The sequence below is a fragment of the Mesorhizobium sp. M1066 genome, from assembly GCF_040318635.1.
In the GTDB taxonomy this organism is placed as follows: Bacteria; Pseudomonadota; Alphaproteobacteria; order Rhizobiales; family Rhizobiaceae; genus Mesorhizobium.
In genome coordinates, this window is the sequence record NZ_JAMYMR010000009.1 from 92,345 (window position 1) to 119,186 (window position 26,842).

A 26,842-nucleotide genomic window follows, 5' to 3' on the forward strand; every position below is an offset into this window, starting at 1 on the left:
TTTATATAACATATTGTTGGGCCGATCAAGGGAAGGAGTTGTGGATATGTCACTTGGATTCAGTGTTTCCGGACGCATCGGCAAGCCGGTCGCCGACGTCTTCGACGCGGTCGTCAATCCGAAGAAACTGAGCGGCTATTTCACCACGATCGGCGGCGCCAGCGCCCCGCTGGAAGCTGGCGCCGGCGTCGTCTGGTGGGGCAAGGTGCCGGTCGAGGTCGACGAAGTGGTCAAGGACAGCCGCATCGTGCTGCGCTGGGATGCCACCGACGCCGACGGCAAACCCGCCTACAAGACCCGTATCGAGATGAATTTCGAGCAGCTGGACGATGGCGGCACCTTCGTCACCATCGCCGAGAGCGGTTGGCAGGAAGGCGCCGTCGGCCTGAAGAAGTCCTACCTCAATTGCGAGGGCTGGTCGCAGATGCTGGCCTGCATGAAGGCCTATGTCGAATACGGCATCAATTTGCGCGACGGCTACTATCGCAGCGAGATGAAGGGCGAACCCGCCAACGAGACCAATATCTGAGCCACCATGGGGAGGATGGAGATCCGCGATGAAGAAAGTAACGCCATTCCTGATGTTCGAGGGCAAGGCCGAAGAGGCAATGACGCTCTATTGCGAGACCATTCCTGACGCGGCGTCCTTGACGTCACAAATTACGGCCCCGGCGAAGATGGCCCGGACGGAACGGTCAAGCTGGCGCGCGTGTCGATCGCTGGCCTGGAAGTCATGGTCTTCAACAGCCCCGTGCACCACGCCTTCACGTTCACGCCGTCGGTCTCGCTCTATGTGGACTGTTCCTCTGAGGACGAACTGAACCGAATTGTCGAGACACTGGCAAAGGACGGCGGGTTTCTGATGCCGCCCGACAATTACGGCTTCAGCCGCCGCTTCGCATGGCTGAACGACAGGTTCGGGGTCTCCTGGCAGGTCAATCTCGCATAACCAGCCTGGGCAAAGCCGACCAACAACAGCTGAACACGACAAGGGAGCCAGCTATGACCGCGAAGATCACCGGCGGCATCAACATCGCCATGAAGGTGCCGCCGCACCAGTATCAGGCGACGATCGCCTTCTACCGCGACGTCGTCGGCCTGAAGCCTTTCACGGACAAGGCGCCGGCCATCGGCTTCGAGCTTGGCCCCAACCGCCTGTGGATCGACGAGGCGCCGATGATGAGCCAGGCCGAGGTGTGGCTGGAGCTGTTCACCAAGGATTTCCCCATGGCTGCGGATCATTTAGCCAAGGCTGGCGTTGTGCGTTGCGATGCCATCGAGCCCCTGGGCGAGGGCTTCCGCGGCGGCTGGATCACCAACCCCGCCAATATCATTCACATGCTGCGCGAGCCGGACGCATGGTGAGCGCCAAGCCCCGAAAGGACAATCCGATGGAAATCCGCGAAACACCAACCGCCGAAGCCGGCATGCTGATCCGGCGGCCTGTCGGCGAAGTCTTCGAGGCCATCGTCGACCCGGCCGTCACCACGAAATTCTGGTTCACCCACGCCAGCGGCCGGCTTGACAGCGGCAAGGAAGTTCGCTGGGAGTGGCGCATGTACGGCGTCTCGACGACAGTCGACGTCAGCGAGATCGTCGCGAACGAAAAGATCGTCATGCAATGGAGCGATCCGCCGACCACCGTGGTCTGGACTTTCACGGAAATGCCTGGCGAGACGACCTTTCTCGAGGTTCGCAATTTCGGGCTCAACCGGCGGCTTCACGCTGGTGCTGGCCGGCGCCAAGGCGTGGCTGGAACAAGGCCTGACGCTCGGCCTGATCGGCGACCGTCATCCGAAGGGCGTGCCAGGGCACTAGGTGCTCAGGGGCTGCCTCAATGCCCGCCGCCCGACTTCTTGCGCCGCCGCGCCAGCATGTTGAGCCCCTCGACCAGCGCCGAAAAGCCCATCGCCGCGTAGATGTAGCCCTTGGGCACATGGTAACCCATGCCGTCTGCGATAAGCGTCATGCCGATCATCAGAAGGAAGCCCAGCGCCAGCATGACAATGCTCGGGTTCTTGGCGATGAAGTTGGCCAGCGGCCCGGCCGCCAGCATCATCACGCTCACTGCCACGATCACGGCGATGTACATGATGGCGATCTCGTCGGTCATGCCGACGGCGGTGATGATTGAATCGATCGAGAAGACCAGGTCGAGCAGCAGGATCTGGAAGATCGCGCCGGCAAGGCTGATCTGCAGCGTCTCGCCCATCATCGTATCCTTGTGGTCGTCGGGATCGACCGTGTGATGGATCTCCTTGGTCGCCTTCCAGACCAGGAACAGGCCGCCGGCGATCAGGATCAGGTCGCGCCAGGAAAAACCGTGGCCGAAGGCCGTGAACACCGGCGTGGTCAGCTGGACGATGATCGAAATGGTGGCCAGCAGCACCAGCCGCATGATCAGCGCCGCCGAGATGCCGAGCCGGCGGGCACGGGCCCGTTGTGCTTCCGGCAGCTTGTTGGTCAGGATCGAGATGAAGATCAGGTTGTCGATGCCGAGCACGACCTCGAGCACAATCAGCGTCAGCAGCGCGACCCAGGCGGTCGGGTCGGACACGAATTGGAAATGCGGCGCCAGGAATTCGATGAGCTGCATGGAGGTCGTCCCCTCTTTTAACGATCTAGAGCAGTGTCGCCGGCAGTTAGGTACTAAGCGTGCCTATATCAATGTCAGGACCAGAAGGACGGTGCGGTTTCTTCCAGCCGTGGCCCGCGACGAAACGGCGCGATCCGCTCGGTCAGCCCTGTGCGGTCGGAAATATCGACGCCAACGCCGCACAAGGTCGCCGGTCCGGTCGCCGCCTCGAAGCGGCCTTTCGGCACCTTCGACAGGAACCGGTTGAGCGGCTCCTCCTTGTCCATGCCGAGCGAGGAATCGTAGTCCCCGCACATGCCGGCGTCGGACATATAACCGGTGCCGCCGTTGAGGACCTGGTGATCGCCGGTCGGCTGGTGGGTGTGGGTGCCGACGACGAGGCTGGCGCGGCCGTCGACGAAATGCGCGAAGCACATCTTTTCCGAGGTCGCCTCGGCGTGGAAGTCGATAATCACGGCATCCGCCTGCTCGCCGAGCGGACAGGCGGCAAGCTCGCGTTCGCCGGCCTGGAACGGATCGTCGAGTTCGGGATGCATGAACACCCGGCCCATGATGTTGGCGACCAGCACGCGCGCGCCGCTCCTGGCGATATAGACACCGGAGCCGCGCCCGGGCGTGCCCTTGGGAAAGTTGGAGGGACGCAGGAAGCGCTCTTCACGCGGCGCGAAGGCGAGCGCGTCGCGCTGGTCCCAGACATGGTTGCCGGTGGTGACGACATCGGCACCGGCGGCGATCGTCTCGCGAAAAATATCTTCGGTGATGCCGAAGCCGCCCGCGGCGTTCTCGCCATTGACGATGACGAAATCGAGTTTGAAGTCGGAGATCAGGCCGGGCAGTTGTTCCCACACCGCCGTTCGTCCTGTCTTTCCAACCATGTCACCGAGGAAGAGAAGTCTCATATGATCCCGCACCGAAGGTCAGCGAAAGCTGCATGACGCCAGTGAAGATCATGCGTCCCTTGTACTTATCTACAATTTTGGCGCGAAGCGGCGCAACCCGCTCTCGGTCAGTATTTCCGGAATGACGACGTCATGTTCCTCATCCGGCACCATTGCCACCTCCTGGCAGTCGAAGGCGATGCCGACCAGCCGCGGCGGCTGTCCCTTGTCGATCAACTTGGCGATGGCGCGGTCGTAATAGCCGGCACCATAGCCGATGCGATGGCCGCGCGCATCGAAAGCGGCGAGCGGCACCAGCATCACAGAGGGGTCGAGCACCTCGGCTTCCTCGTGAGGGCCGACCGTGCCGAAACCCATCTCGACCATCGGCGCGCCGCGCACCAGCTCGCGAAAGACAATGGTGGTCTTGTCGAGAATGGCCGGCAGGCAAAGCCGCGCGCCCTTTTCACGCAAGACAAACATCAACGGCCGAACGTCGACTTCGGAACGCATCGGCCAGAAGCCGGAAACGATCTGGCCCGGCTCGACGTGGAGGCGGTCGCGTGCCGTCTCGGCCATTTCAAGCGCGACCTCCACCCGCCAGAACTCATCGAGCGCATCGCGGCGTCCGAGGGCCTCACGGCGAAGCTGCTTTTTCAGGTCTTTGAGAGAGGTCATGCAGCCAGGGTAGAAAAGGTCAGATCTGGATGGAGTTTTGGGAGCGACGTTTTCCACCGCAATCATCCACCGAAATGCGGGACGCGTGGCAATAAGTGACGATCCACACAACCGGTGGAGAGAGCGATCCCGGGAACCTACAAAGTAGGTGGGCGCCGTGTGAGAAAACCCACGGGTCTTCCCAGGGACAGCTCCCTAAGGATCGTTAAGGCCCCGGGGAAAATGTTCTCCTGCCGGGAAGCACAGACCGTCCCGCCCAATATAGGCTGCCGGCCGGCTAAGCGCCAGTGAGACGGGCATATGTTTCCATCAGGGTTCAAGCCCATTCGTCGCGGCCGGCGCACCCTTGCACAGGGTGAGCCGCGTCCTTACGGTTGCCATGATCAACCGAGGAGCAAGAATGCGTTTCGAAGGCACGGCGGCTTATGTCGCCGACAAGGATCTGATGGTGGCCGTCAATGCGGCGATCGCGCTGGAGCGGCCTTTGCTGGTCAAGGGCGAGCCCGGCACCGGCAAGACGGAACTCGCCCGCCAGGTGGCTGCTGCACTCGGGCTCGAACTCATCGAATGGCACGTCAAGTCGACCACCAGAGCGCAGCAGGGCCTTTACGAATATGACGCCGTCTCGCGCCTGCGCGACAGCCAGCTTGGTGACGAGCGCTTCAACGACATCAGGAACTACATCAAGCGCGGCAAGCTCTGGGAGGCGTTCGCCGCCGGCAGGAAGGTCGTGCTTTTGATCGACGAGATCGACAAGGCCGACATCGAATTCCCCAACGACCTCCTGCAGGAACTCGATCGGATGGAGTTCTTCGTCTACGAGACCGGCGAAACCATCCGCGCCGCCGTCAGGCCGATCGTCATCATCACCTCCAACAACGAGAAGGAGTTGCCGGACGCGTTCCTGCGCCGCTGCTTCTTCCACTACATCCGCTTTCCCGACGTCGACACGCTGCATAGAATCGTCGATGTCCACTATCCCGGCATCAAGCAGAACCTGGTGCGCGCGGCGCTGACCCAGTTCTACGAAATCCGCGACGTGCCCGGCTTGAAGAAGAAGCCGTCGACCTCCGAGGCGCTCGACTGGATAAGGCTGCTGGTCGCCGACGACATCGCGCCGGAAGATCTGCGCGCCGATCCGAAGAACGCCCTGCCCAAGTTGCATGGCGCATTGCTGAAGAACGAGCAGGACGTGCATTTGTTCGAGCGGCTGGCGTTCATGGCACGAAGGCAGCAATAGGTAGCAGCAGCGCTTTCCCTTCTGTGGACCGTTGCCCGCAGCCGAACAGGCAGGCAGCCTCGGCCAAACCTTCAGAGGAGATGACATGTCTGAGATTATCGTCCGCCCGCTCGCGCAGTCCGACCACGCCAATTGGCGCCGCCTGTGGACCGACTACCTCACCTTCTATGAGACGAAGCTGCCGGAAGAGGTTTACGCCGTCACCTGGAAGCGGCTGTTCACCGAGGGTGAGTTCGAGCCGAAAGGCTTCATCGCCACGCTGGACGGCAAGGCGGTTGGGCTCACCCACTATCTCTACCACCGCTCAGGCTGGTCGGAAAAAAACAACTGCTATCTGCAGGACCTGTTCGCCGACCCTGACGTGCGCGGCAAGGGCATCGGCGCGGCGCTAATCGAGGCAGTAAGACAAGAAGCCGCGAAAATCGGCGTCAAGAACGTTTACTGGATGACGCACGAAACCAACACCACCGCACGCAAACTCTACGATCATGTCGCGCGCCGCACCGGCTTCATCGAGTATGATCTGCTGTAGATAGACAATGTTCATCCCCTTCTTCCTCGAACTGAAGGCCGCGCGTGTTCCCGTTTCGCTCAGGGAATATCTGTCGCTGCTGGAGGGACTGGAAGCCGGGTTGGTCGACTACGACGTCGAAGGCTTTTATTACCTCGCCCGTGCGGCGCTGGTGAAGGACGAGCGCCACATCGACCGCTTCGACCAAGTGTTCGCGCATGTCTTCAAGGGCATCGAAACACTGGGCGGGCCGGACGCCGTCGATGTCGCTGACATTCCCGAGGAATGGTTGCGCCGCATCGCCGAAAAGCACCTGACCGACGAAGAGAAAAAACTGGTCGAGGCGCTGGGCGGTTTCGAGAAACTGATGGAGACCTTGAAACAGCGGCTTGAAGAGCAAAAAGGCCGCCATCAGGGCGGCTCGAAATGGATCGGCACCGGCGGCACCTCGCCCTTCGGCGCCTATGGCTACAATCCCGAAGGCGTGCGCATCGGCCAGCATGAAAGCCGCAACCGCCGCGCCGTGAAAGTCTGGGACAGGCGCGAGTTCAAAAACTTCGACGATGCGGTCGAGCTCGGCACCCGCAACATCAAGATCGCGCTGAAGCGCTTGCGCCGCTGGGTGCGCGAGGGCGCCGAGGAGGAATTCGACCTGCCCGGCACCATCCACGCCACCGCCGAACATGGCTATCTCGACGTGCAGACGCGGCCCGAACGGCGCAACGCGGTGAAGCTTCTGATGTTCTTCGATGTCGGCGGTTCGATGGACGACCACATCAAGAGCGTCGAGGAGCTGTTCTCGGCCGCCCGCGCCGAATTCCGCCAGCTCGAATATTTCTATTTCCACAACTGCCTCTATGAGGGTGTGTGGAAGGATAATCGCCGCAGGCATGCCGAGGTGATTCCGACCTTCGACCTCCTCCACAAATATGGCCCGGACTACAAGGTGATCGTCGTCGGTGACGCCTCGATGAGCCCTTACGAGATCGCTCATCCCGGCGGTTCGGTCGAGCACTGGAATCCGGAGGCAGGCAGCGTCTGGCTCGGCCGTCTGCTGCAGCAATGGCCGAACGCGGTATGGCTGAACCCCGAAGACCCCAAGAACTGGGGCTACACCCATTCGATTGCGATGATCCGCGACATCTTCGGCGGCCGCATGTTCCCGCTGACTTTGGCCGGGCTTGAAGGCGCGACCAGGCAGCTTTCAAGAAAGCACTGAAAGACCGACAGGAGATCCGATGACCTGCTTTCTCTGCCTGCAATGCGGCGTCCAGTTCGCGGCGACAGAGGCGCCTCCAAAATATTGCCCGATCTGCGAGGACGAGCGCCAATATGTGCGCTGGGAAGGGCAGGCGTGGATCACGCCGGAGGAACTTGCCGAAGGGCATCGGCTTGTGATGAAGGATGATGCCGGCGTTCTTGCCTTCGGCATCGAGCCGCGCTTCGCCATCGGCCAGCGGGCGCTGCTGGCACAGACGCCACACGGCAACGTGCTGTGGGACTGCGTTTCGATGGTCAGCGACAAGGCGGTGGCCGAGATCAACCGCCGCGGCGGTCTGACGGCGATCGCCATCTCGCACTGCCATTATTATTCGGTGATGGTCTGTTGGAGCGAGGCGTTTGGCGGCGTGCCGATCTATCTCCACGCCGATGACCGCCAGTGGGTCATGCGGCCGCACAAGGCGATCGTCAGCTGGGAAGGCGAGACGCTGGCCATAAACCCTTCGCTGACGCTCATCCGCTGCGGTGGCCACTTTGCCGGCGGTCAGGTGCTGCACTGGAAACGCGATGGCGGCGACGTCTTGCTGGCCGGCGATATCCTGCAGGTGACGCCGACGCGCCGCCATGTCAGCTTCATGTACAGCTATCCGAACTACATTCCGCTCAATGCAGCGGCCGTCCGCCGCATCGCGGCGGCGATGGACCCATTCGCGTTCGAGCATATCTACGGCGCGTGGTGGAACCAGAACATCATCGGGGGCGCAAAAGCGGCGTTGGCTGCTTCGGTCGATCGCTATCTCAGGGCGATCGCATGAGAACCCAATCGAAAATGCGGGAAAATGCCGTAACAAATGCCTATCTTGGTGCGAATATGAGGTTGCAATCCGCGCATGACCCCGAACCTCCGGTTCGGAAAGGGTCATGCGCAAAACCAAAGTGCTATAGCGTCCCTTGCGCGTCCGATGGACGCGCGGCGCTGTAGGAGCAAGCCGGCAAGGCTGAGGAGATCACATGGACACCCACACCTACCCTGTAACCCGCACCGACGCCGAATGGCGCGCCCGGCTGACGCCGGAGCAGTATGCCGTCATGCGCGGTCACGGTACCGAGCGGCCGGGAAGCTGCGCTTTGCTCTACGAGAAGCGCGCCGGCACCTTTTCCTGCGCCGGCTGCGACCAGCCCTTGTTCGAATCCAAGCTGAAGTTCGAGAGCGGCACCGGCTGGCCGAGCTTCAACGACCCGGTGCCGGGCTCGGTCGAAAACACCGTCGACCGCAGCTATGGCATGGTTCGCACCGAATGCCATTGCGCCCGCTGCGGCAGCCATCTCGGCCATGTCTTCGAGGACGGCCCGCCGCCGACCGGCCTGCGCTATTGCATCAACGGCGTGGCGCTGAAATTCGAGCCCTCGGCCTGAGCCATCCGGGTTCGACACTGTGAAAGGGCGGCATCTGTCGCCCTTTTCGTTTAAATATCCGTCGCCCCCCTCTGGGCAGACGATCAGACCACGATCATCGCCACCAGCCACAGCGTGGCGCCCAGCGTCATCATCCAGGCCTTGGCACCGGGAATCTTTTCGGTGGTCCGCCACACCGCCAAGGTCAGGAACAGGCTGTAGGGCACCGACGCGAAATGCACTGCCAGCACAAGCCCGAGCGGCAACTTCAGTCCGAGCAAGACGAGCGCCAGCACGGATGCGGCGATGCTGACCGCGGTGCCGACGAGGACAAGGTCGCGCCAGAACAGCCGGTCGAGCGGCACCTGGCCTTGCCAGCGTGAACGGAAAAAGGAGCCGATACCTTCTGGCAACACCGGATGTCTATCCCTGCCCCAGGACTTCGGTTACCGCACGCTCGAAGCGCGAACATTCGGTCACCAGCCAGTCGGCCATGGCTGGCCAGTTGTCCTCGGCATAGCAGTTCACCCGCCACATCGAATTGATGCCGAGGCCCTCGCAACTCTGTTCCGGCCTGAGCTTCAGCCTGTCTTCGATTTCACGCTGAAACGGGTTCAGCCGCGACCAGGCTTGCGTGGCGCCGAACTTCTCGTTGCGACCGAAGAAGACGCCGACCTGGCTCTGCGCCGGCGCGACATACATGGAAAGGACCAAGGCGAAGTCGGGCAGCCCGCGCTGCCAGAACCAGGGTCCGCGCCTCGCCATCAGAGCCCTTTCTTCCGGATGCCGCTCGGCGAACAGCGTCCAGAAGCCGCGCTGGCGGAATTCAGAGGCGCGGCGGGCGCCGAAGTCGAATTCGCTCATGGCTCGATGCTCGCTCCGGCATCATGCTCGGCCCGAGACTGTTTCGAAATTCGCCCTGGCGAGTCATATGGTGGTGGTTTCGAGAACCGGAGCGGAGCGTACTTAAAGTACGCGAGCACCGGAAGCGCAGAAAACGCCATCAGATGGCCGCCAGAGTAGAATTTCCAGACAGTCTCTACACCATGCCGAGTGCGGCCTTATACAGATCGAGGATGGTTTCCTCTTCCTGCCGCTCGGCCTGGTCCTTCTTGCGCAGCCGGATGATCGTGCGCATCGCCTTGGTGTCGAACCCAGTGCCCTTGGCCTCGGCGAACACTTCCTTGATATCGTCGGAAATGGTTTTCTTCTCTTCCTCGAGCCGCTCTATGCGCTCGATGAAGGCACGCAGCTGGCCGGCGGCAACAGTCTGGCTGGTATCGGTGATATCGTCGGCCATATTTTTCTCCAAAAGCATCGGCTCCGCGACTCGCGGACGACTGCGGCAAAATTTGAGCCGGTTCGATGCCCGACCGGCGGCGACGGGTCAAGCCGTTATCGACCAAGCCACGCGGGCTGCCGCCAGAAGCCGACAACCAGTCCGTTTTGCGAACTCTAATTGAAAGCGATCAGCAGATCCTTGGCATCGATCTGGTCGCCTGCCTTGACCAGCACCTCGGCGACCGTACCGTCGCGCTCGGCATGCAGCGCCGTCTCCATCTTCATCGCTTCGATGGAAAGCAGCACGTCACCGGCCTTCACAGCTTGGCCGGCAGCCACCGAAAGCGCCGAGACGACGCCCGGCATCGGTGCGCCGACATGCGCCTCGTTGCCGGGTTCGGCCTTGCGGCGGGCCTTGGCGGCGGACGCGCCATGCGCCCGATCGGGCACCTTGACACGACGCGGCTGGCCGTTGAGCTCGAAGAACACGGTGACCATGCCCTTTTCGTCGACATCGCCGATGGCAAGGCATCGGACCACCAGCGTCTTGCCTTTCTCGATGTCGACGAAGATCTCGTCTTCCGGCTTCATGCCGTAGAAATAGGTCGGCGTCGGCAGGACGCTGACCGGCCCATAGGTTTCCTGCGCTCCGGCGAAATCCGTAAACACCTTTGGATACATCAGCCACGAGGCGAATTCGAACTCCGACAGCTTGCGCTCGAGCTTCTCCTCGATTTCCTTGCGGTTGGCCTTTAGGTCGGCTGGCTTGAGCAGTGAGCCGGGCCGCACCGTGATCGGCTTGTCGCCCTTCAGCGCCTTCCCCTGCAGCGCCGCCGGCCACCCGCCTGGCGACTGGCCAAGGTCGCCGCGCAGCATCGAGACGACCGAATCCGGGAATGCGATATCCTTGTCCGGGTTTTCGACATCGGCAACGGTGAGATCCTGGCTGACCATCATCAATGCCATGTCGCCGACGACCTTGGAGGACGGCGTCACCTTGACGATGTCGCCGAACATCAGATTGACGTCGTGATAGGTCTGCGCCACCTCGTGCCAGCGCGTCTCCAGTCCGAGCGAGCGCGCCTGTTCCTTCAGATTGGTGAACTGCCCGCCCGGCATCTCGTGCAGATAGACTTCCGAGGCCGGCCCCTTGAGATCGCTTTCGAAGGCGGCGTACTGGTTGCGCACCGCTTCCCAGTAGAACGAGATTTTCCTGATCCATTGCGGGTCGAGACCGGGGTCGCGTTCGGTGCCCTTCAGCGCCTCGACGAGCGAGCCAAGGCATGGCTGCGAGGTGTTGCCGGAGAAAGCATCCATCGCCGCGTCTATGGCGTCGACGCCGCTTTCCACCGCCGCCAGCACCGTCGCCGCCGACAGGCCCGACGTGTCGTGGGTGTGGAAATGGATCGGCAGGTCGGTCGCCTCGCGCAGCGCCTTGAACAGCACGCGTGCCGCCGCCGGCTTCAGCAGGCCGGCCATATCCTTGACGGCGATGATGTGGGCGCCCGCCGCCTGCAATTCGCTGGCCAGGCCGACATAGTATTTCAGGTCGTATTTCGCCCGCGCCGGATCGAGGATGTCGCCGGTGTAGCAGATCGCCGCTTCGATCAGCTTGCCCTCGGCGCCGACCGCATCCATGGCGACGCGCATATTGTCGACCCAGTTCAGGCAATCGAAGACCCGGAACAGGTCGATGCCGCCGCTTGCTGCCTGCTTGACGAAATGCTGCACGACATTGTCGGGATAGTTGGTGTAGCCGACGCCATTGGCGCCGCGCAGTAGCATCTGCAACAGCAGATTGGGCGCCGCCTCGCGCACCAGCGACAGCCGCTCCCACGGATCCTCGGTGAGGAAGCGCATGGCGACATCGAAGGTGGCGCCGCCCCAGCATTCCAGCGATAGAAGCTGGGGCAAGGCACGCGCATAGGTACCGGCGATGCCGGCAATGTCATGCGTTCGCACACGGGTGGCGAGCAACGACTGGTGGCCATCGCGCATCGTCGTGTCGGTGACCAGCACTTGCCTCTGATCGCGCATCCAGGCGGCGAACTTCTCCGGCCCGAGCACATCCAGCTTCTGCTTGCTGCCGCCGGGCACATTGCCGTTGAGGTAAGGCACCACGGGTGCGGCCGCATCGGCCTTCGGCTGCGGCCGGCCGCGCGTCTCGGGATGGCCGTTGACGCTGACGTCGGCGAGATAGTTGATGAGCTTGGTGGCGCGGTCCTGGCGCTTGACCTGCTGGAACAGTTCCGGCGTCGTGTCGATGAACTTGGTCGTGTAGGAATTGTCGGCGAAGCTCGGATGGTTGATGATCGCTTCGAGGAAGGTCAGATTGGTGGCGACGCCGCGGATGCGGAACTCGCGCAGCGCCCGGTTCATGCGGGCGATCGTCTCGGCCGGCGTCGGCGCCCACGCCGTCACCTTCTCCAGCAGCGGATCGTAGAAGCGGGTGATGACAGCGCCCGAATAGGCGGTGCCGCCATCGAGGCGGATGCCGAAGCCTGTTGCGCCGCGATAGGCGGTGATGCGTCCGTAGTCGGGGATGAAATTGTGCTCGGGGTCTTCCGTGGTGATGCGGCACTGCAGCGCGTGGCCGTTCAGCCTTATGTCCTTCTGCGCCGGCACGCCTGATTCCGGTGTGCCGATGGCAAAGCCGTCGAGGATATGGATCTGCGCCTTGACGATATCGATGCCGGTCACCTGCTCGGTGACGGTGTGCTCGACCTGGATGCGCGGGTTGACCTCGATGAAATAGAATTTGCCGGTGTCGGCGTCCTGCAGGAACTCGACCGTGCCGGCGCCGATATAGCTGGTCTCGCGCGCGATCTTCAGCGCATGGCCGCAAAGCTCCTCGCGCTGCGACATTTCAAGGTATGGCGCGGGTGCCCGCTCGACGACCTTCTGGTTGCGGCGCTGGATCGAACAGTCGCGCTCGAACAGGTGCACCGCATTGCCATGCGTGTCGCCCAGCACCTGCACCTCGACATGGCGAGCGCGTTCGATCAGCTTTTCGAGATAGACCTCGTCCTTGCCGAAGGCGGCTTTCGCCTCGCGCTTGCCTTCGGTGACTTCACGGGCAAGGTCGGCTTCGGCGCGGATGGCGCGCATGCCGCGTCCGCCGCCACCCCATGATGCCTTCAGCATCACCGGATAGCCGATTTCCTTGGCCAGTTTCTTGACCGCCTGCATGTCATCCGGCAACGGATCGGTGGCGGGGATCACCGGCACGCCTACCCCGATGGCGAGATTGCGCGCCGCGACCTTGTTGCCGAGCCGCCGCATTGTGTCCGGCTTCGGCCCTATGAACGTGATGCCGGCTTCGGCACAGGCGTCGGCGAATTCGGGACTTTCCGACAACAATCCGTAGCCGGGATGGATAGCATCGGCACCCGACAGCCTGGCGACGCGGATCACCTCCTCGATCGACAGATAGCTTTCGATCGGCCCCATGTCCCGGGTCAGATGAGGCCCGCGTCCGACCTGGTAGCTCTCGTCGGCCTTGAAGCGATGCAGGGAGTATTTGTCTTCTTCGGCCCAGATCGCCACGGTTTTGAGGCCGAGTTCGTTGGCCGCGCGAAAGACGCGAATGGCGATTTCGGACCGGTTGGCGACGAGGATCTTCGTGATGGCCAAGGACTGGGCTCCAGCAACGGAAGGAAGAGAAATCGGCGCAATGATTAGCGTGAAAATGCTGCAGTGCAAACAAATTTGACGCGAATTTAAACCGATTGAAATGGAATCATTGCGCCAGAGGCCTTCGCATTCATCCAAACAGCCAGAAAAAGCGCCGGCTCTGCCGTGACGCACGATCATTCCCGGCTAAGGGACCCGGCTCCATCGGCCACCGCCTGATGGCAAAAGAAAATGCCCGGCGCGAGGCGCCGGGCATCCGTAAACGGTCTGGAGACTGACGAGTCTTACATCTTCTGGATGTAGGTGTACTTGCCGTCGTCGCCCTTCTTCCATTCGTACATCACGTAGCCGGGCAGCGTCGGGTCGCCCTTGGCGTCATAGGACAGATCGCCGAGCACGGTCTTGAACGGGCCGTTTTCATGCAGCGCCTTGGCAACTGCCTGCGGGTCGTTCGACTTGGCAGCGGTCGCTGCCTCGGCGATAGCCTGTACTGCGGCGTAGGAGTAGAGCGTATAGGCTTCCGGTTCGAAACCCTGCGCGCGGAACTTCTCGACGAGTTCCTTGTTGGCGGGGATCAGGCGCGGATCCGGACCGAACGTGTTGAGCGTGCCCGCAACAGCGTCACCCGCGATCGAAGCCAGTTCGTTCGACACGATGCCGTCGCCGGAGACCAGCGTCGCCTTGAGGCCCTGGTCGGCCGCCTGGCGGATGATCAGGCCGGCTTCGGTGTGCAGGCCGCCCCAATAGATGATCGAAACGCCGGCTTCCTTCATCTTGGCGATCAGCGCCGAGAAGTCCTTGTCGCCGACATTGATGCCTTCATACATGACTTCCGTCAGGCCCTTGGCATTCATTGCCTTCTTGGTTTCGTCGGCAAGGCCCTGGCCGTAGGTGGTCTTGTCGTGCACGACGGCGATCTTGGCGTCCTTGAAGTTCGCGGCGAGATAAGCACCGGCAATGCTGCCCTGCTGGTCATCGCGTCCGCAGGTGCGGAACACGTTCCACAGACCGCGCTCGGTAAACTGCGGGTTGGTAGCGGCCGGCGTCACTTCGACGATGCCGTTTTCCGCATAGACTTCCGATGCCGGGATCGAGACGCCCGAGTTGAAGTGGCCGACCACGAACTTGACGCCGTCGCCGACGAACTTGTTGGCGACCGAGATGCCCTGCTTCGGATCGGAAACGTCGTCGCCGACTTCGAGCTTGATCTGCTCGCCATTGATGCCGCCCTTGGCATTGATGTCGGCGACAGCAGCTTCCGCGCCCTTCTGAAGCTGCGCGCCGAAGGCGGCGTTCGGACCGGTGATCGGACCTGCGACGCCGAACATGACGTCAGCCCACGCGTTGCCGCCGAACGCGACCAGCGCGGTCAGGGCGACGGCGGACAAAAGTGACTTTTTCATTTAAACGCTCCCATTTACGGAGTGGGCGTGGATGAAGCTTTCATGCGATGCCCACCCTTATCGCAGAAAGCATAGTTTGCCGATTTTCAGGCACTTGTCACGCCGATTCAATTTCGAGACGGCGTTAATGATGAACGTCAACCTTTCGGTTTCCAGCTCAAGAGTGAAGCTCTTTCGTAGAGCCAATTATACTGTGTCACCATCTGGTTGGTGCGCGTGTATTGATAGCCGACGAAGCCGAGGATCATCAGCACGATGGTGTCGACGATGTAGTAGTGCAGCGAGAACATGGTGCCGCCGAACAGCGCGTGATGGATGAAGCGGATCGCGATGCCGAGGCCCAGCATATAGGCGAACAGCTGGATGAAGCTGCGCCACGTCTGAGCACTGGCCTTGCCGGTCATCCAGGCCGCCCAGCCGCCGAGCAGACAGGTGACGAAGAAAAACTGCCAGATCGAGGGTTCCTCGTAAAGAATGCCCTGCATGGTGAAGTCTCCTTAGCATGACCCCGAAAAGTTGCGGACTTTCCGGACAAGATCATGCGACAAACAAACAATCTGGAGCGGAATGGCGAATGCACGCATTCCGCTCCTAACTCAGTGGTGTCCGCCTTCGAGATAGGCGGCGCGCACTTCGGGATTGGCGAGCAGCTCCTTGCCGGTGCCGCTCATCGTCACATTGCCGTTGACCATGACGTAGCCGCGCGTGGCGAGCTTGAGCGCGCCGAAGGCGTTCTGCTCGACCAGGAACACGGTCAGCCCCTGGGTGCGGTTCAGTTCGCGGATGGCATCGAAGATCTGCTTGACGATCAGCGGCGCGAGACCCAGCGACGGCTCGTCGAGCAAAAGCAGCTTCGGCCGCGCCATCAGCGCGCGTCCGATCGACAGCATCTGCTGCTCACCGCCCGACAGCGTGCCGCCGCGCTGGGTGATGCGCTCTTTCAAACGCGGGAACAGCGTGAACACCTTCTCGACGTCCTCGTCATAGTGCTTGAGGTTGTCGAGGCTGGCGCCCATCTGCAGGTTTTCCATCACCGTCATGCGCGGAAAGATCCGCCGGCCCTCGGGCGACTGGGCAATGCGCATGCGCGCGATCTCGTGCGTCGGCATCTGGGTGATGTCGGTGCCGGCAAAGGTGATGGTGCCGGCGCGAGCCCGCGGCGCGCCGAAAATGGTCATCATCAGCGTCGACTTGCCGGCGCCATTGGCACCGATCAGCGCCACGATCTCACCCTGCTTGACGGTGACATCGACGCCGTTCAGCGCCCGGATGTTGCCGTAATAGGTCTGCACGCCCTTGATATCGAGCAGCGTTGTCGCGGCCATCACTTGCCCCCTCCACGCTTGCCCGCCACGGGCTTGGCAGCGGTCTTGCTCGCGGTCTTTCCGGAGGCTGCCTTTGCAGTCTTTGCGGAAGCATGGCTTGTCGCCACCTTGCCCGTGTCGACGCGGCGCGAGAATTCCGTGTCCTTGCCCTGGCCGAGCAACCTGGCCTGTTTGACCCATTCCTCGCGCGCGATACGTCCGTCAAAGGCGAGATAGGCTTCGGCGGCCTCGACGTCGGCCTTTTTCCAGGCTCCGATCTGGTCGAAGTGGAAGATGCCGTGATCGTTGAGCTTCTTCTCGTTGACCGTGCCGATGCCCTTGATGCGGGTCAAATTGTCGGCCTTGCCGCCGCGAGGCGCCGCCAGCCGGTTGGAGATCTCTCCAGCCTTCGCCGTGGCCTTGACTGCCGGCTTGGCCGACGCGGCCGACTTCGCCGCCGTGCCGGTTGCCGCCTTTGACGCCGCTTTCGGAGCAGGCTTTGCCTTCGCCGCCGGCACGGCTGCCAGCGAGGCTGCCTTGTTTGCCGCGGCGAGCGACCTGGCGTCGACCTGACCGGCCTTTGACGCTCCCTTGGCCACCGTAACCCGCTCGCCCGAACTATGGCCGACCGTGTCGGTCACCGGCCCGGCGAGATAGGACGACGATGTTCCCGGACCATGCGCGGCATCCGGCCCTGTATCGAGCTGTTCGATGACATCTTCGTCGCCGACTTCGGTGAGGACCGCCTCGACTTCCTCGTCGTCGACGCCGAGATAGGCGGCGATGACGCGCGGATCTGTGCGTACCGACTGCGGACTGCCGTCGGAGATCTTGCGGCCATACTCCAGCACCACGACATGGTCGGATATCTGCATGACCACCGACATGTCGTGCTCGATCAACAGGATCGAGGTGCCGGATGTGTTCTTGATGTCGATCAGCAGCTCGTTGAGCGCCGCCGACTCCTTCGGATTGAGGCCGGCCGCCGGTTCATCGAGGCACAGAAGCTCGGGTCCCGTGCACATGGCGCGAGCGATCTCGAGGCGGCGCTGCGCGCCATAGGGCAGGTCGCCGGCCGGGTCGTCGGCACGGTCGACAAGATCGGCCTTTTCCAGCCAATGCTTGGCGAGTTCCACCGATTCGGCCGAGGCCTTGCGATAGCCGCTGAAGCCGAACAGGCCAAGCACCGTGTAGCCCGATGCCTTCATCAGTTTGTTGTGCTGGGCGACCAGCAGGTTCTCCAGCAGGGTCATGCCGGAGAACAGGCGGATGTTCTGGAAGGTGCGCGCCACCTTGGCGCGCGCCGGGATTTCATGGTTGGGCAGCCGCTCGAGCAGGAAGGTCGAACCATCGTTCCGGTTGAGCGTGATCATGCCTTCCGAGGGTTTGTAAAAGCCGGTGATGCAGTTGAACACCGTGGTCTTGCCGGCGCCATTGGGGCCGATCAGCGCGGTGATCTCGCCGCGCTTGGCGGCGAAAGACAGATCGCCGATGGCCACCAGGCCGCCGAACTTCATCGACAGATGATCGACCTGAAGGATAGCGTCGTTCATGCCCGAAGTGGCTTTCTGAACAGGGTTCGCATTCATCAGCCGTGTCCTTCCTTGGTGAAGGAGCTTGAGACAGCCTTTCGCTCCTTGAGGAAGGCGGTTGGTTCACGACTGCCGACGAAGCCGCGCGGCTTCCACAGCATGACGATGACCATGGCCATGCCGAACAGAAGCATGCGGTAGAGTTCCGGTGTGAAGTCCGGTCCGAAGACCTGCTTGAGGAAGTCGAGTTCGCGCAACGCCTCGGTACCGCCGATCATCACCATTGCGGCGACCGCGATGCCGACCAGCGAGCCCATGCCACCGAGAACGACGATGGCCAGGATGATGGCCGATTCCAGGAAGACGAAGGATTCCGGGCTGACGAAGCCCTGCCGTGCGGCGAAGAACGCGCCGGCGAAGCCGCCGAACATCGCACCCGTGGCAAAGGCTGTAAGCTTCGTAGTGGTGGTGTTGATGCCGAGCGAGCGGCAGGCGATCTCGTCCTCCCGCAACGCTTCCCAGGCACGGCCGACCGGCATGCGCCGCAGCCGGATGGTGACGAAGGCTGTCAGCAGCGCCAGCGCCAGGATCAGGTAATAGAGGAAGATCTTGTAGTAGGCGCTCGATGTCGCCAGATGCAGCACCTTGGCGATGTAATTGGGGTCCGACACGTTGAAGGTCATCAGGCCGAAGAAGGTGACCTTCGGAATGCCGGAAATACCGGCCGAACCGTTGGTGACCTCGCGCCAGTTGATCAGCACCAGGCGGATGATCTCACCGAAAGCCAAGGTGACGATCGCCAGATAGTCGCCGCGCAGGCGCAACACCGGAAAACCGAGCAGCACGCCCCAGAAGGCGGCCATGGCGCCGGCGGCCGGCAAAAGAATCCAGAACGACAGGCCGTACTGCGTGCCGAGCAGCGCATAGGCGTAGGCGCCGACCGCGTAGAAGGCGACATAACCGAGGTCGAGCAGGCCGGCGAGGCCGACGACGATGTTCAGGCCCCAGGCCAGCATCACATAGATCAGGATCTGGATGCCGAAATTGTCGACCCATTTCAGCGAGCCCTGCAGCCCGCCGACGAACGACCAGGACATCAGCGACAGGATAGCTACCACCAGGATCGGATAGAGGATCAGCGCGGCAATGCCGAGTTTGGTGAAGTTGGCATGGATGAAGCCCCGGAAATAATAGATCACGCAGGCCAGCACATAGATGACCGCCAGGGCGCGCAGGAATTGCAGATAGCCCGCCGGCTCCGCTCCCACCCATCCGACGAGAGAGCTGTTGACCGCAAACAACAACACCGCCGCGACCAAGGCCACGATGAAGGCCGGCAACTGGAAGAAGCGGGACGCCACGCTGGCCGGCAGCAGGCCGGTGGCGACGTCGGTGATCTTCTGGTTGGCCAGGAAGGGCTGTCCATAGGCGACATAGAGGAAGCGCCCGACAGCCGTGGCGATCACCACGGCGGCAAGCAGGCCCCAGCGTGTCGTCAGGACCAGTTCATTGGAAATGTTCTGGCCGGTCTTCAGGCCGATGAACAGCACGAACAGGCCGAACGATATGGCAGCGGCATAAAGTGCCTCGCGCAACGCGCGCTGCATGGGGGTGGCGACGGTGTCGCGCTCCGGAGATACGGTGACGGCCATGGTCTCAGACCTTTTCGACTTCTGGCCGGCCCAATATGCCGGAAGGTAGGAAGATCAGCACGATCGCCAGGATCGAGAACGCCGCGACGTCCTTGTAGTCGATCGAGAAATAGGCCGACCACATGCTCTCGATGAAGCCGATCATCAGCCCGCCGACCACCGCCCCAGGCAGCGAACCAATGCCGCCCAGCACCGCCGCCGTGAAGGCCTTCACGCCCGGCGTGAAGCCATCCGAGAAGGCAATGACGCCGTAATACATCAGGAACAAAGTGCCGGCGACCGCAGCAAGGGCCGCGCCCATGATGAAGGTGATCGAGATGGTACGGTCGACATCGATGCCGAGCAGCGCCGCCATCTTGCGGTCCTGCTCACAGGCCCGTTGCGCTCGCCCGAGCGAGGTCTTGTTGACCAGATACCAGAACAGCGCCAGCAGCAGCGCCGTGACGACGACGATGATGATCTGCTTCAGCGACACGCTGATGCCGTTGATGTTGTAAACCTGGCTGACCATCGGCGGGATCGGCTTGTTGCGTGGACCCTGCGTCACCTGGACGAAGTTCGACAGCGCGATCGACATGCCGATGGCAGTGATCAGCGGGGCCAGCCGGAACGAACCGCGCAACGGCCGGTAGGCGACCTTTTCGATCGTCCAGTTATAGAGGCTGGTGAGCAGCATCGCCACGATCATCATGATCAGCAGCGCCAGCACAACCGGCACTGAATAGAACAGCGCGCCAAGGGCGAGGAAGACGATCAGTGCCGTGAAGGCACCCACCATGAAGATGTCGCCATGGGCGAAATTGATCATGCCGATGATGCCGTAGACCATCGTGTAGCCGATCGCGATCAGCCCATAGATCGATCCCAGCGTCAGCCCGTTGATAAGCTGCTGGACAAAGTACTGCATGTGTACATGGCTCCCCTGGAATGTCGCCCATGCAGACGCATTCCTTTTCGTATTTCCCCTAGTCGTAAAGTTTCGAGCCCGGATTGCAACGTCATTTTTCAATCGTCATGCGTGTTTTCGAAGCACGCTGTCCGATTGCCCGTTTGCCATCATCCAGCCCCTGGACTATCGCGGACCCTATCATTGGCATAACGCAATGTCTTTGACGATTCGACCGCATCATGCGCTCGGTTTCGAAGGAATCACCGTCAAAATTAGGTGATGAAAGGAATCCTTGCGTTTTTTGCACGATCCATTTTTCAAGCCGTTGCTTTCCGCAAGGTCAGGATCCCCATCACTTGACAACGAATCCGTGAGCGAACGGGTCGCGGTCGTCGATGAAGATGGTGTTCAGTCCGGTCATCCGCGCCCAGCCGCCGATCGAGGGAACGATGGCCGGCTTGCCGGCCACGGTGACATCCTTTTCAACCTTGCCCTTGAACAGCGAACCGATGATCGATTCATGGACGAAGCTGTCGCCGGCCTTGAGTTTGCCCTTGGCATGAAGCTGCGCCATGCGCGCCGAGGTGCCGGTGCCGCAGGGCGAGCGGTCGATCGCCTTGTCGCCGTAGAACACGGCATTGCGGGCATCCGCGCCATTCACCGTCGGCGCACCGGTCCACAGCATGTGCGACAGCCGGTTGATGCCAGGGTTCTCGGGATGGACGAAGGAATATTTCTCGTTGAGCCGCTGGCGCACCACCGGGCTCCAGGCGATGAAGTCGCCCGCCGAATAATCGGCCATGTCGCGATAGTTCTCCTGCGGCTCGACGATGGCGTAGAAGTTGCCGCCATAGGCGACATCGACGGTGATTTCGCCGAGCCCAGGGCATTCGACCGTCAGCCCCTCGGCATGGAGGAAGGACGGCACATTGGTGATGCGCACCTCCTCGACATAGTCGCCGACCTGTTTGTATTCGGCGATGACAAGGCCGGCCGGCGTGTCGAGCCGAAGCACGCCCGGCGTCTTCGGCTTGATCAGACCGTGCTCGATGGCCATCGTGACCGTGCCGATGGTGCCATGACCGCACATCGGCAGGCAGCCGGAGGTTTCGATGAACAGGATGGCGATGTCGCAATCCTCGCGCGTCGGCGGATAGAGGATCGAGCCGGACATCACGTCGTGGCCGCGCGGCTCGAACATCAGCCCGGTGCGTATCCAGTCATACTCGGCCAGAAAATGCGCACGCCGCTCCATCATCGTCGCGCCCTGCAGCAGCGGGCCGCCGCCAGCGACCAGCCGCACCGGATTGCCGCAGGTGTGGCCGTCTATGCAGAAGAAGGATTTCTTGGCCATGACGCTCCTCGAAAATCAAAACCCGAAAATATCAAAATCGTTGCGGACTGAAGGGGGCCAGATCGATCGGTGGAGTCTGCCCCAGGACAAGATCCCTGATCAACCGTCCGGTGGCCGCCGCCTGGGTCAGGCCGAGATGGCCATGGCCGAAGGCATAGACCACCGACCGCCTTCCCGGCGCGCCGCCGATGGCGGGCACTGAATCCGGCAGCGAGGGACGGAACCCCATCCATTCGCGCCCACCCAAGGGATCGAGCCCCGGCAGGAATTTCTGTGCCTTCCGCAGCAGCGCCTTCGACCTGGCATAATTGGGCGGCCGCTCGATGCCGCCGAGTTCAACGGCGCCACCGACACGCAGGCCCGTTTCGAGCGGCGTGACGACGAAACCATGGCCGGAGAAGATCAGCATCCGCTTCACGTCGAAGGCACTCGTCGGCAACGTGGTGTTGTAGCCGCGCTCGGTCTCCAGCGGAATGCGATCGCCGAGCTGCCGCGCCAGCAGATGCGACCATGCGCCGGCGGCGACGACAAGTTGTCGCGCCTGCCTTGTGGTGCCGTCTCCCAACGTCAGCGTCGCACCATCCTGATCCGCCGCGACTTGGCCGATCCGAGCCAGCTCAAAGCGGGCGCCCTTGGCCTGCGCATAGGCCCACACCGCCTTGCCCAGCAGTTTCGGGTCGGCGACCGTCTTCCATCCCGGCACGAACGTACCTTTGATGAAGCGCGGCGACAGCCCCGGCTGCAAGGCGGCCAGTTCCTCGCCCTCGACATGGCGGAAACCGATGCCGAAACGCTCACGCGCCGCCCAGCCGGGCAGCCCGGCCTGAAATTCGGCTTCGCTTTCATAGAGCTCCAGTGAACCGTCCTCGCGCAACATCGACCGCGTACTGGAGCGATCGAGCAAGCCCATCCACTCCGCCTCGGCGAGCTTCATCATGCCCGCCTGAGCGGCAAGGCTCGCCTCGTATTTCCCGGGCGCCCCGGCGCGCCAGAAGCGGATTAGCCAGGGCAGAAGCCTCGGCAGATAGGCGGGCGGAATGCTGAGCGGGCCAAGCGGATCGGCCAGCCATTTCGGCAGCTGCCGGATCATGCCCTTGTGGGCCAGCGGCAGCACGTCGGAGAAGGCGAAGGCGGCGGCATTGCCGGAGCTCGTCTCCTCGCAAATGCCGGTGCGGTCGAAGACGGTGACCCTGCGTCCGGCCTCGGCGAGAGACGCAGCGGCACAGATGCCGATGATGCCGCCACCGATGATGGCGATGTCGATTGGAACATCGCTATTCATCTTTGTACGTCACCCCTGCATGCATGTCCCAGTCTCCGCCCCGCTCGCTTCATACCAGCTCAGAACTGCGGCAGTGTCGGCCGCACGGCGAGCGCATCCTTGACGATCTTCTCGACAGCCTTGCGGCGCGCTCCAGACAGCGGCTGGCGCGGCATGCGAACGCGGTCATTTGTGTTGATCGCGAACACTTCGGCAAGCTTGATGTTTTGGACCAGGTAAGTCGAGACATCGAGATCGAGCAGCGGCCGGAACCAGCGGTAGATGGCGAGCGCCTCCTCGCGGCGGCCCTGCTTCATCAGCTGGAATATGGCGACGGTCTCGCGCGGGAAGGCTGTGACCAGTCCCGCGACCCAGCCGATGGCGCCGACCGACAGCGCCTCGAAGGCCAGATTGTCGACGCCGGTGAACAGGTCGTAGCGAGTGCCCAGGCGATTGATGATCTCGGTCGAACGACGGATGTCGTCGGAGGATTCCTTGATCGCGACAAAGCGCTTGTCCGACGCCAGCTCCTCCATCTGGTCGACGCTGACGTCGACCCGGTAGGCAAGCCGGTTGGAGTAGATCATGACCGGCAGGTCGCCCGCCTGCGCGACCGCGCGCAGGGCCGCGACCGTCTCTTCCGCATTGGTGTGGTAGATCGGGCTCGGCACGACCATAAGGCCATTGGCGCCTTCTTTGGCGGCGCGCTTGGCGATACTGGCCGCCTCGCGTGTGCCGGCCTCGTTGACGGTCAGCAGCACCGGCTTCTTGCCGGCGACCTTCTGTGCGGTCTTCAGCACCTCGATCTTCTCGTCGGGCGACAGCATCGGCCCCTCGCCGAGCGATCCGCAGACGATGATGCCGTCGCAGCCGGCCTCCATCTGCAGGCTGAAGCAGCGCTCCATCTCGGCATGATCGAGACGATCATCCGCGGCGAATTTGGTCGTGACGGCGGGAAAAACTCCGGTCCACATGATCATCTCTCCATCTGATATATCAGCGGTATATCTACTAACAAACCCGCTGTCAATGCGGATTCCGTTATGATATATTCAAGATATATCAGGAGAGCTCATTTGATATCCATGGCAGCAAACAACTCGGCGGAGCCGGCCGCGACCAGGGCCTACCATGTGCTCGAGCACATGATCGTCACGCTCGAACTGGCCCCGGCAAGCTTCGTCACCGAGGGCGCCCTGATCGACAGGCTGGGGCTTGGCAGGACACCGGTGCGCGAGGCGATCCAGCGGTTGGCCTGGGAAGGGCTGCTTGACATCAGGCCGCGCGCCGGGATCGCCATCGCCCCGCTCCATGCCGGCGACTGGCTGCGCGTCCTCGATGCACGTCGCGGCGTCGAGGTGGTGCTCGCCCGCTCGGCCGCCCGCTTCGTCACCCGCGAAGCCGCCGACTTGTTTCACGAAGCAGCGCTCGCCATGCAGAAAGCGGTGATCTCGGGTAATGTGCTTGCCTTCATCCAGGCCGACAAGGCACTCGACGAAGCGCTGGCGCTGGCTGCCGACAATCCCTTCGCCGCCCGTTTGGCCGCCCCCTTGCAGACCCACAGCCGCCGCTTCTGGTTCCGCTACAAGGCCGAGACCGGTCTTGCCGAATCCGCCGAGCACCATGTCGCGCTGATCCGCTCGATCCTTGCTGGCGACGAGGAGGCCGCGGCCAAGGACGCCAAACGCCTGATGGCGCTGCTCCGCGGCCACGCCGAGACGGCCGCTACGCGCTGAACGTCCTTTTATATCCGGTGCGCTCTCGTCGCCGGCGCTTCCTCGAAGCTCGGGTCAAGTCCCGGGCAAGGCAGCCGCCGCCATCAACGGGCCGTCCCAGCCTTCGCCTGCCGTGATGACGCAGCTCTGACCACGCGTGTCGGTGGCAAGAATCGTCCAGGTGCCCTGGTCGGAGACGAATATCTCAAGAATCAGGCTCGGGTTGACCAGGCCGCGCGCGGCTTCGCTTTCGTGGAATTTTTCCCCGAGCGCTTTGATCATATCCGCACGCGCCGCGCATTGCTCTGCCATCGCCGGGGCGGCCGGAAACGCGGAAACCGCCGCGAAAAATAGCGTTGCCACAAGACGGGTCATCTGACACCTCCTTGCGCCAGACGATGTCCCCGAAGCTGTCGCCAGCGCCGTTGCTTGATCTGCCGTACCTCCTTGCGGCAGGACTGCAGACCAAGACGGCAGATGCCTACTTGGTTCCATCACATTAGCGTTCAAGCGGATAGGGTCGCCACCGGATTGCAAAAAAACGCCCGGGCGCGAGCGCCCAGGCCTTGAATCCAAACCAATTTGTTGTCCGGTCAGTTCATCGTCGGGATGACGAATTCAGCACCGTCCTTGATGCCCGCCCGCGCGACCGCAGCCGAAGGCGAGGACGCGCAACCAAGAAGTCGTCCGGCTCAGTTCATCGTCGGGATGACGAATTCGGCACCGTCCTTGATGCCGGACGGCCAGCGCGAGGTCACCGTCTTGGTCTTGGTGTAGAAGCGGAACGCGTCCGGGCCGTGCTGGTTGAGATCGCCGAAGGAAGATGCCTTCCAGCCGCCGAAGGTGTAGTAGGCGATCGGCACCGGGATCGGCACGTTGATGCCGACCATGCCGACCTGGACACGGCTTGCAAAGTCGCGCGCGGCATCGCCGTCACGGGTGAAGATGGCGACGCCATTGCCCATCTCGTGATCGTTGGCGAGTTTGATCGCGCTCTCATAGGTCGGCGCGCGCACAACAGAGAGCACCGGCCCAAAGATCTCTTCCTTGTAGATGCGCATATCGGCGGTCACGTTGTCGAACAGGCAGCCACCCATATAGTAGCCGTCTTCATAACCCTGCATGGAGAAGCCGCGGCCGTCGACGACCAGCTTGGCGCCTTCCTTGACGCCGGTGTCGACATAGCCCTTAACGCGTTCCAATGCCTGCGCCGTCACCAGCGGGCCGAAATCGGCGGAAGAGTCCGTCGAAGGACCGACCTTCAGGCTCTCGACGCGCGGGATCAGCTTTTCCATCAGCCGGTTGGCGGTATCGTTGCCGACCGGGACGGCGACCGAGATCGCCATGCAGCGCTCGCCGGCCGAGCCGTAGCCGGCGCCGATCAGCGCATCGACGGTCTGGTCCATGTCGGCATCGGGCATGATGATCATGTGGTTCTTGGCACCGCCGAAGCACTGCACGCGTTTGCCGGCGGCCGTGCCGCGCGAATAGATGTAATGGGCGATCGGCGTCGAGCCGACAAAGCCGATGGCCTTGATGTCGGGATCGTCGAGGATGGCGTCGACGACATCCTTGTCGCCATTGACGACGTTGAGGATGCCTGCCGGCAGGCCGGCTTCGAGGAACAGTTCGGCGATACGCATCGGCACGCCGGGATCGCGCTCCGAAGGCTTCAGGATGAAGGCGTTGCCGCAGGCGATGGCCGGCGCGATCTTCCACAGCGGGATCATTGCCGGGAAGTTGAACGGCGTGATGCCGGCGACGACGCCGAGCGGCTGGCGCATCGAATAGACGTCGATGCCGGGGCCGGCGCCGTCGGTGAATTCGCCCTTCATCATATGCGGCGCGCCGATGCAGACTTCGACCACTTCGAGGCCGCGCTGGATGTCGCCCTTGGCGTCGGCGATCGTCTTGCCATGCTCACGCGCCAGGATGTCGGCCAGTTCGTCATAGTCGCGGGCGACCAGTTCGAGAAACTTCATCAGCACGCGCACGCGGCGCTGCGGGTTGGTCGCGGCCCATTTCGGCTGCGCTGCCTTGGCATTCTCGACCGCCGCGCGCAGTTCCGCCTGCGAGGCCAGCGCCACCGTGCCGCGCACGGAGCCATCCATCGGCTGCATGACATCCTGCTTGCGGCCGCTGGTCCCGGCGACATGCTTGCCGCCGATGAAATGACCATAGTCGATCATGATTTCTCTCCCTTGTTTGCGATGCTGCATTGTCCGCCTTCGGCCGGCGGATGGCAACGCGACGGAGAACGCAACCGTTGTGCGAAAAGTAGATAGCGATTGACGGGCGA

General features: G+C 62.4%; 26 protein-coding genes, 1 other RNA gene and 2 pseudogenes. 10 read left to right on the forward strand and 19 right to left on the reverse strand.

What is annotated here, in order from left to right; all coding sequences use genetic code 11:
- Positions 1-46: 46 nt before the first annotated feature.
- The 4 genes and pseudogenes from NKH52_RS15150 (at position 47) to NKH52_RS15165 (ending at position 1,818) form a co-directional block, all read left to right on the forward strand.
- Complete coding sequence (locus tag NKH52_RS15150; RefSeq protein WP_352731000.1) at positions 47-529, forward strand: SRPBCC domain-containing protein; 483 nt, start codon at positions 47-49, stop codon at positions 527-529.
- 79 nt (positions 530-608) lie between these two features.
- A pseudogene (locus NKH52_RS15155) lies at positions 609-949 on the forward strand (VOC family protein).
- A gap of 53 nt (positions 950-1,002) precedes the next feature.
- Positions 1,003-1,365 (forward strand): hypothetical protein, encoded by a 363-nt coding sequence (locus NKH52_RS15160; protein ID WP_352730999.1) that lies wholly within the window; start codon positions 1,003-1,005, stop codon positions 1,363-1,365.
- Between the two features lie 26 nt (positions 1,366-1,391).
- Positions 1,392-1,818: pseudogene (locus tag NKH52_RS15165) on the forward strand (SRPBCC family protein).
- 16 nt (positions 1,819-1,834) lie between these two features.
- Here NKH52_RS15165 and NKH52_RS15170 read toward each other — a convergent pair.
- From NKH52_RS15170 to ssrS, 4 genes are all read right to left on the reverse strand, one after another.
- Positions 1,835-2,596, reverse strand: coding sequence for a TerC family protein (locus NKH52_RS15170; RefSeq protein ID WP_128305329.1), 762 nt, complete (start codon positions 2,594-2,596; stop codon positions 1,835-1,837).
- A 74-nt stretch (positions 2,597-2,670) separates the two neighbouring features.
- Positions 2,671-3,495, reverse strand: coding sequence for a TIGR00282 family metallophosphoesterase (locus NKH52_RS15175; protein WP_023811815.1), 825 nt, complete (start codon positions 3,493-3,495; stop codon positions 2,671-2,673).
- 69 nt (positions 3,496-3,564) lie between these two features.
- Positions 3,565-4,152 carry a 5-formyltetrahydrofolate cyclo-ligase gene (locus tag NKH52_RS15180; protein WP_352730996.1) on the reverse strand — a complete coding sequence of 196 codons (588 nt, stop codon included), beginning with the start codon at positions 4,150-4,152 and terminating at the stop codon, positions 3,565-3,567.
- Positions 4,153-4,248: 96 nt separating this feature from the next.
- Positions 4,249-4,404, reverse strand: a non-coding RNA gene (ssrS, locus tag NKH52_RS15185) — 6S RNA.
- Positions 4,405-4,552: 148 nt separating this feature from the next.
- Between ssrS and NKH52_RS15190 the strand changes: the two genes are divergently transcribed.
- The 5 genes from NKH52_RS15190 (at position 4,553) to msrB (ending at position 8,540) form a co-directional block, all read left to right on the forward strand.
- Positions 4,553-5,392 (forward strand): AAA family ATPase, encoded by an 840-nt coding sequence (locus NKH52_RS15190; RefSeq protein ID WP_352730993.1) that lies wholly within the window; start codon positions 4,553-4,555, stop codon positions 5,390-5,392.
- Positions 5,393-5,477: 85 nt separating this feature from the next.
- Complete coding sequence (locus tag NKH52_RS15195; protein WP_352730991.1) at positions 5,478-5,924, forward strand: GNAT family N-acetyltransferase; 447 nt, start codon at positions 5,478-5,480, stop codon at positions 5,922-5,924.
- Positions 5,925-5,931: 7 nt separating this feature from the next.
- Positions 5,932-7,122 carry a vWA domain-containing protein gene (locus NKH52_RS15200; protein WP_352730989.1) on the forward strand — a complete coding sequence of 397 codons (1,191 nt, stop codon included), beginning with the start codon at positions 5,932-5,934 and terminating at the stop codon, positions 7,120-7,122.
- A 19-nt stretch (positions 7,123-7,141) separates the two neighbouring features.
- A complete protein-coding gene (locus NKH52_RS15205; protein WP_352730987.1) occupies positions 7,142-7,939 on the forward strand; it encodes an MBL fold metallo-hydrolase in 798 nt (265 codons plus the stop codon).
- A 196-nt stretch (positions 7,940-8,135) separates the two neighbouring features.
- Positions 8,136-8,540 carry a peptide-methionine (R)-S-oxide reductase MsrB gene (gene msrB / locus NKH52_RS15210; protein WP_127270383.1) on the forward strand — a complete coding sequence of 135 codons (405 nt, stop codon included), beginning with the start codon at positions 8,136-8,138 and terminating at the stop codon, positions 8,538-8,540.
- 83 nt (positions 8,541-8,623) lie between these two features.
- Here msrB and NKH52_RS15215 read toward each other — a convergent pair whose 3' ends face one another.
- From NKH52_RS15215 to NKH52_RS15275, 13 genes are all read right to left on the reverse strand, one after another.
- Entirely contained in the window at positions 8,624-8,935 is a 312-nt protein-coding gene (locus NKH52_RS15215; RefSeq protein ID WP_127270382.1) for a hypothetical protein, read from the reverse strand.
- A 7-nt stretch (positions 8,936-8,942) separates the two neighbouring features.
- On the reverse strand, positions 8,943-9,383 hold the full coding sequence (locus NKH52_RS15220; protein ID WP_352730985.1) for a hypothetical protein: 441 nt from the start codon (positions 9,381-9,383) through the stop codon (positions 8,943-8,945).
- A gap of 175 nt (positions 9,384-9,558) precedes the next feature.
- On the reverse strand, positions 9,559-9,819 hold the full coding sequence (locus NKH52_RS15225) for a DUF2312 domain-containing protein (protein ID WP_013529099.1): 261 nt from the start codon (positions 9,817-9,819) through the stop codon (positions 9,559-9,561).
- A gap of 155 nt (positions 9,820-9,974) precedes the next feature.
- A complete protein-coding gene (gene pyc / locus NKH52_RS15230) occupies positions 9,975-13,433 on the reverse strand; it encodes a pyruvate carboxylase (RefSeq protein WP_352730983.1) in 3,459 nt (1,152 codons plus the stop codon).
- A 284-nt stretch (positions 13,434-13,717) separates the two neighbouring features.
- Complete coding sequence (locus NKH52_RS15235; RefSeq protein WP_127296222.1) at positions 13,718-14,836, reverse strand: branched-chain amino acid ABC transporter substrate-binding protein; 1,119 nt, start codon at positions 14,834-14,836, stop codon at positions 13,718-13,720.
- A gap of 137 nt (positions 14,837-14,973) precedes the next feature.
- Positions 14,974-15,321 carry a DUF6867 family protein gene (locus tag NKH52_RS15240; protein WP_127296223.1) on the reverse strand — a complete coding sequence of 116 codons (348 nt, stop codon included), beginning with the start codon at positions 15,319-15,321 and terminating at the stop codon, positions 14,974-14,976.
- Between the two features lie 111 nt (positions 15,322-15,432).
- Positions 15,433-16,161, reverse strand: a complete 729-nt coding sequence (locus NKH52_RS15245; protein ID WP_013529095.1) for an ABC transporter ATP-binding protein — start codon at positions 16,159-16,161, stop codon at positions 15,433-15,435.
- Positions 16,161-17,729 carry an ATP-binding cassette domain-containing protein gene (locus NKH52_RS15250; protein WP_352730980.1) on the reverse strand — a complete coding sequence of 523 codons (1,569 nt, stop codon included), beginning with the start codon at positions 17,727-17,729 and terminating at the stop codon, positions 16,161-16,163. Before NKH52_RS15250 ends, NKH52_RS15245 begins: the two co-directional genes overlap by 1 nt.
- Entirely contained in the window at positions 17,729-19,324 is a 1,596-nt protein-coding gene (gene livM / locus NKH52_RS15255) for a high-affinity branched-chain amino acid ABC transporter permease LivM (protein WP_127296226.1), read from the reverse strand. The genes NKH52_RS15250 and livM overlap by 1 nt, the downstream gene beginning before the upstream one ends.
- A gap of 4 nt (positions 19,325-19,328) precedes the next feature.
- A complete protein-coding gene (locus tag NKH52_RS15260) occupies positions 19,329-20,231 on the reverse strand; it encodes a branched-chain amino acid ABC transporter permease (RefSeq protein ID WP_013529092.1) in 903 nt (300 codons plus the stop codon).
- A 334-nt stretch (positions 20,232-20,565) separates the two neighbouring features.
- A complete protein-coding gene (locus tag NKH52_RS15265; RefSeq protein ID WP_352730978.1) occupies positions 20,566-21,567 on the reverse strand; it encodes a 4-hydroxyproline epimerase in 1,002 nt (333 codons plus the stop codon).
- Positions 21,568-21,598: 31 nt separating this feature from the next.
- Positions 21,599-22,849 carry an NAD(P)/FAD-dependent oxidoreductase gene (locus NKH52_RS15270; RefSeq protein WP_352730976.1) on the reverse strand — a complete coding sequence of 417 codons (1,251 nt, stop codon included), beginning with the start codon at positions 22,847-22,849 and terminating at the stop codon, positions 21,599-21,601.
- A gap of 59 nt (positions 22,850-22,908) precedes the next feature.
- The gene (locus tag NKH52_RS15275) at positions 22,909-23,802 is read right to left on the reverse strand and encodes a dihydrodipicolinate synthase family protein (protein ID WP_352730974.1); all 894 of its coding nucleotides are present in this window, start codon (positions 23,800-23,802) and stop codon (positions 22,909-22,911) included.
- A 111-nt stretch (positions 23,803-23,913) separates the two neighbouring features.
- On the opposite strand from NKH52_RS15275, the gene NKH52_RS15280 reads away from it, so the two are divergent.
- Positions 23,914-24,564 carry a GntR family transcriptional regulator gene (locus NKH52_RS15280; protein ID WP_352730972.1) on the forward strand — a complete coding sequence of 217 codons (651 nt, stop codon included), beginning with the start codon at positions 23,914-23,916 and terminating at the stop codon, positions 24,562-24,564.
- 54 nt (positions 24,565-24,618) lie between these two features.
- Here the strand turns inward: NKH52_RS15280 and NKH52_RS15285 are convergent, their stop codons facing one another.
- Together NKH52_RS15285 and NKH52_RS15290 are read right to left on the reverse strand one after the other, a co-directional pair.
- Entirely contained in the window at positions 24,619-24,918 is a 300-nt protein-coding gene (locus NKH52_RS15285) for a hypothetical protein (protein ID WP_352730970.1), read from the reverse strand.
- A gap of 317 nt (positions 24,919-25,235) precedes the next feature.
- The gene (locus tag NKH52_RS15290) at positions 25,236-26,732 is read right to left on the reverse strand and encodes a CoA-acylating methylmalonate-semialdehyde dehydrogenase (protein WP_023811796.1); all 1,497 of its coding nucleotides are present in this window, start codon (positions 26,730-26,732) and stop codon (positions 25,236-25,238) included.
- Positions 26,733-26,842: the final 110 nt, after the last annotated feature.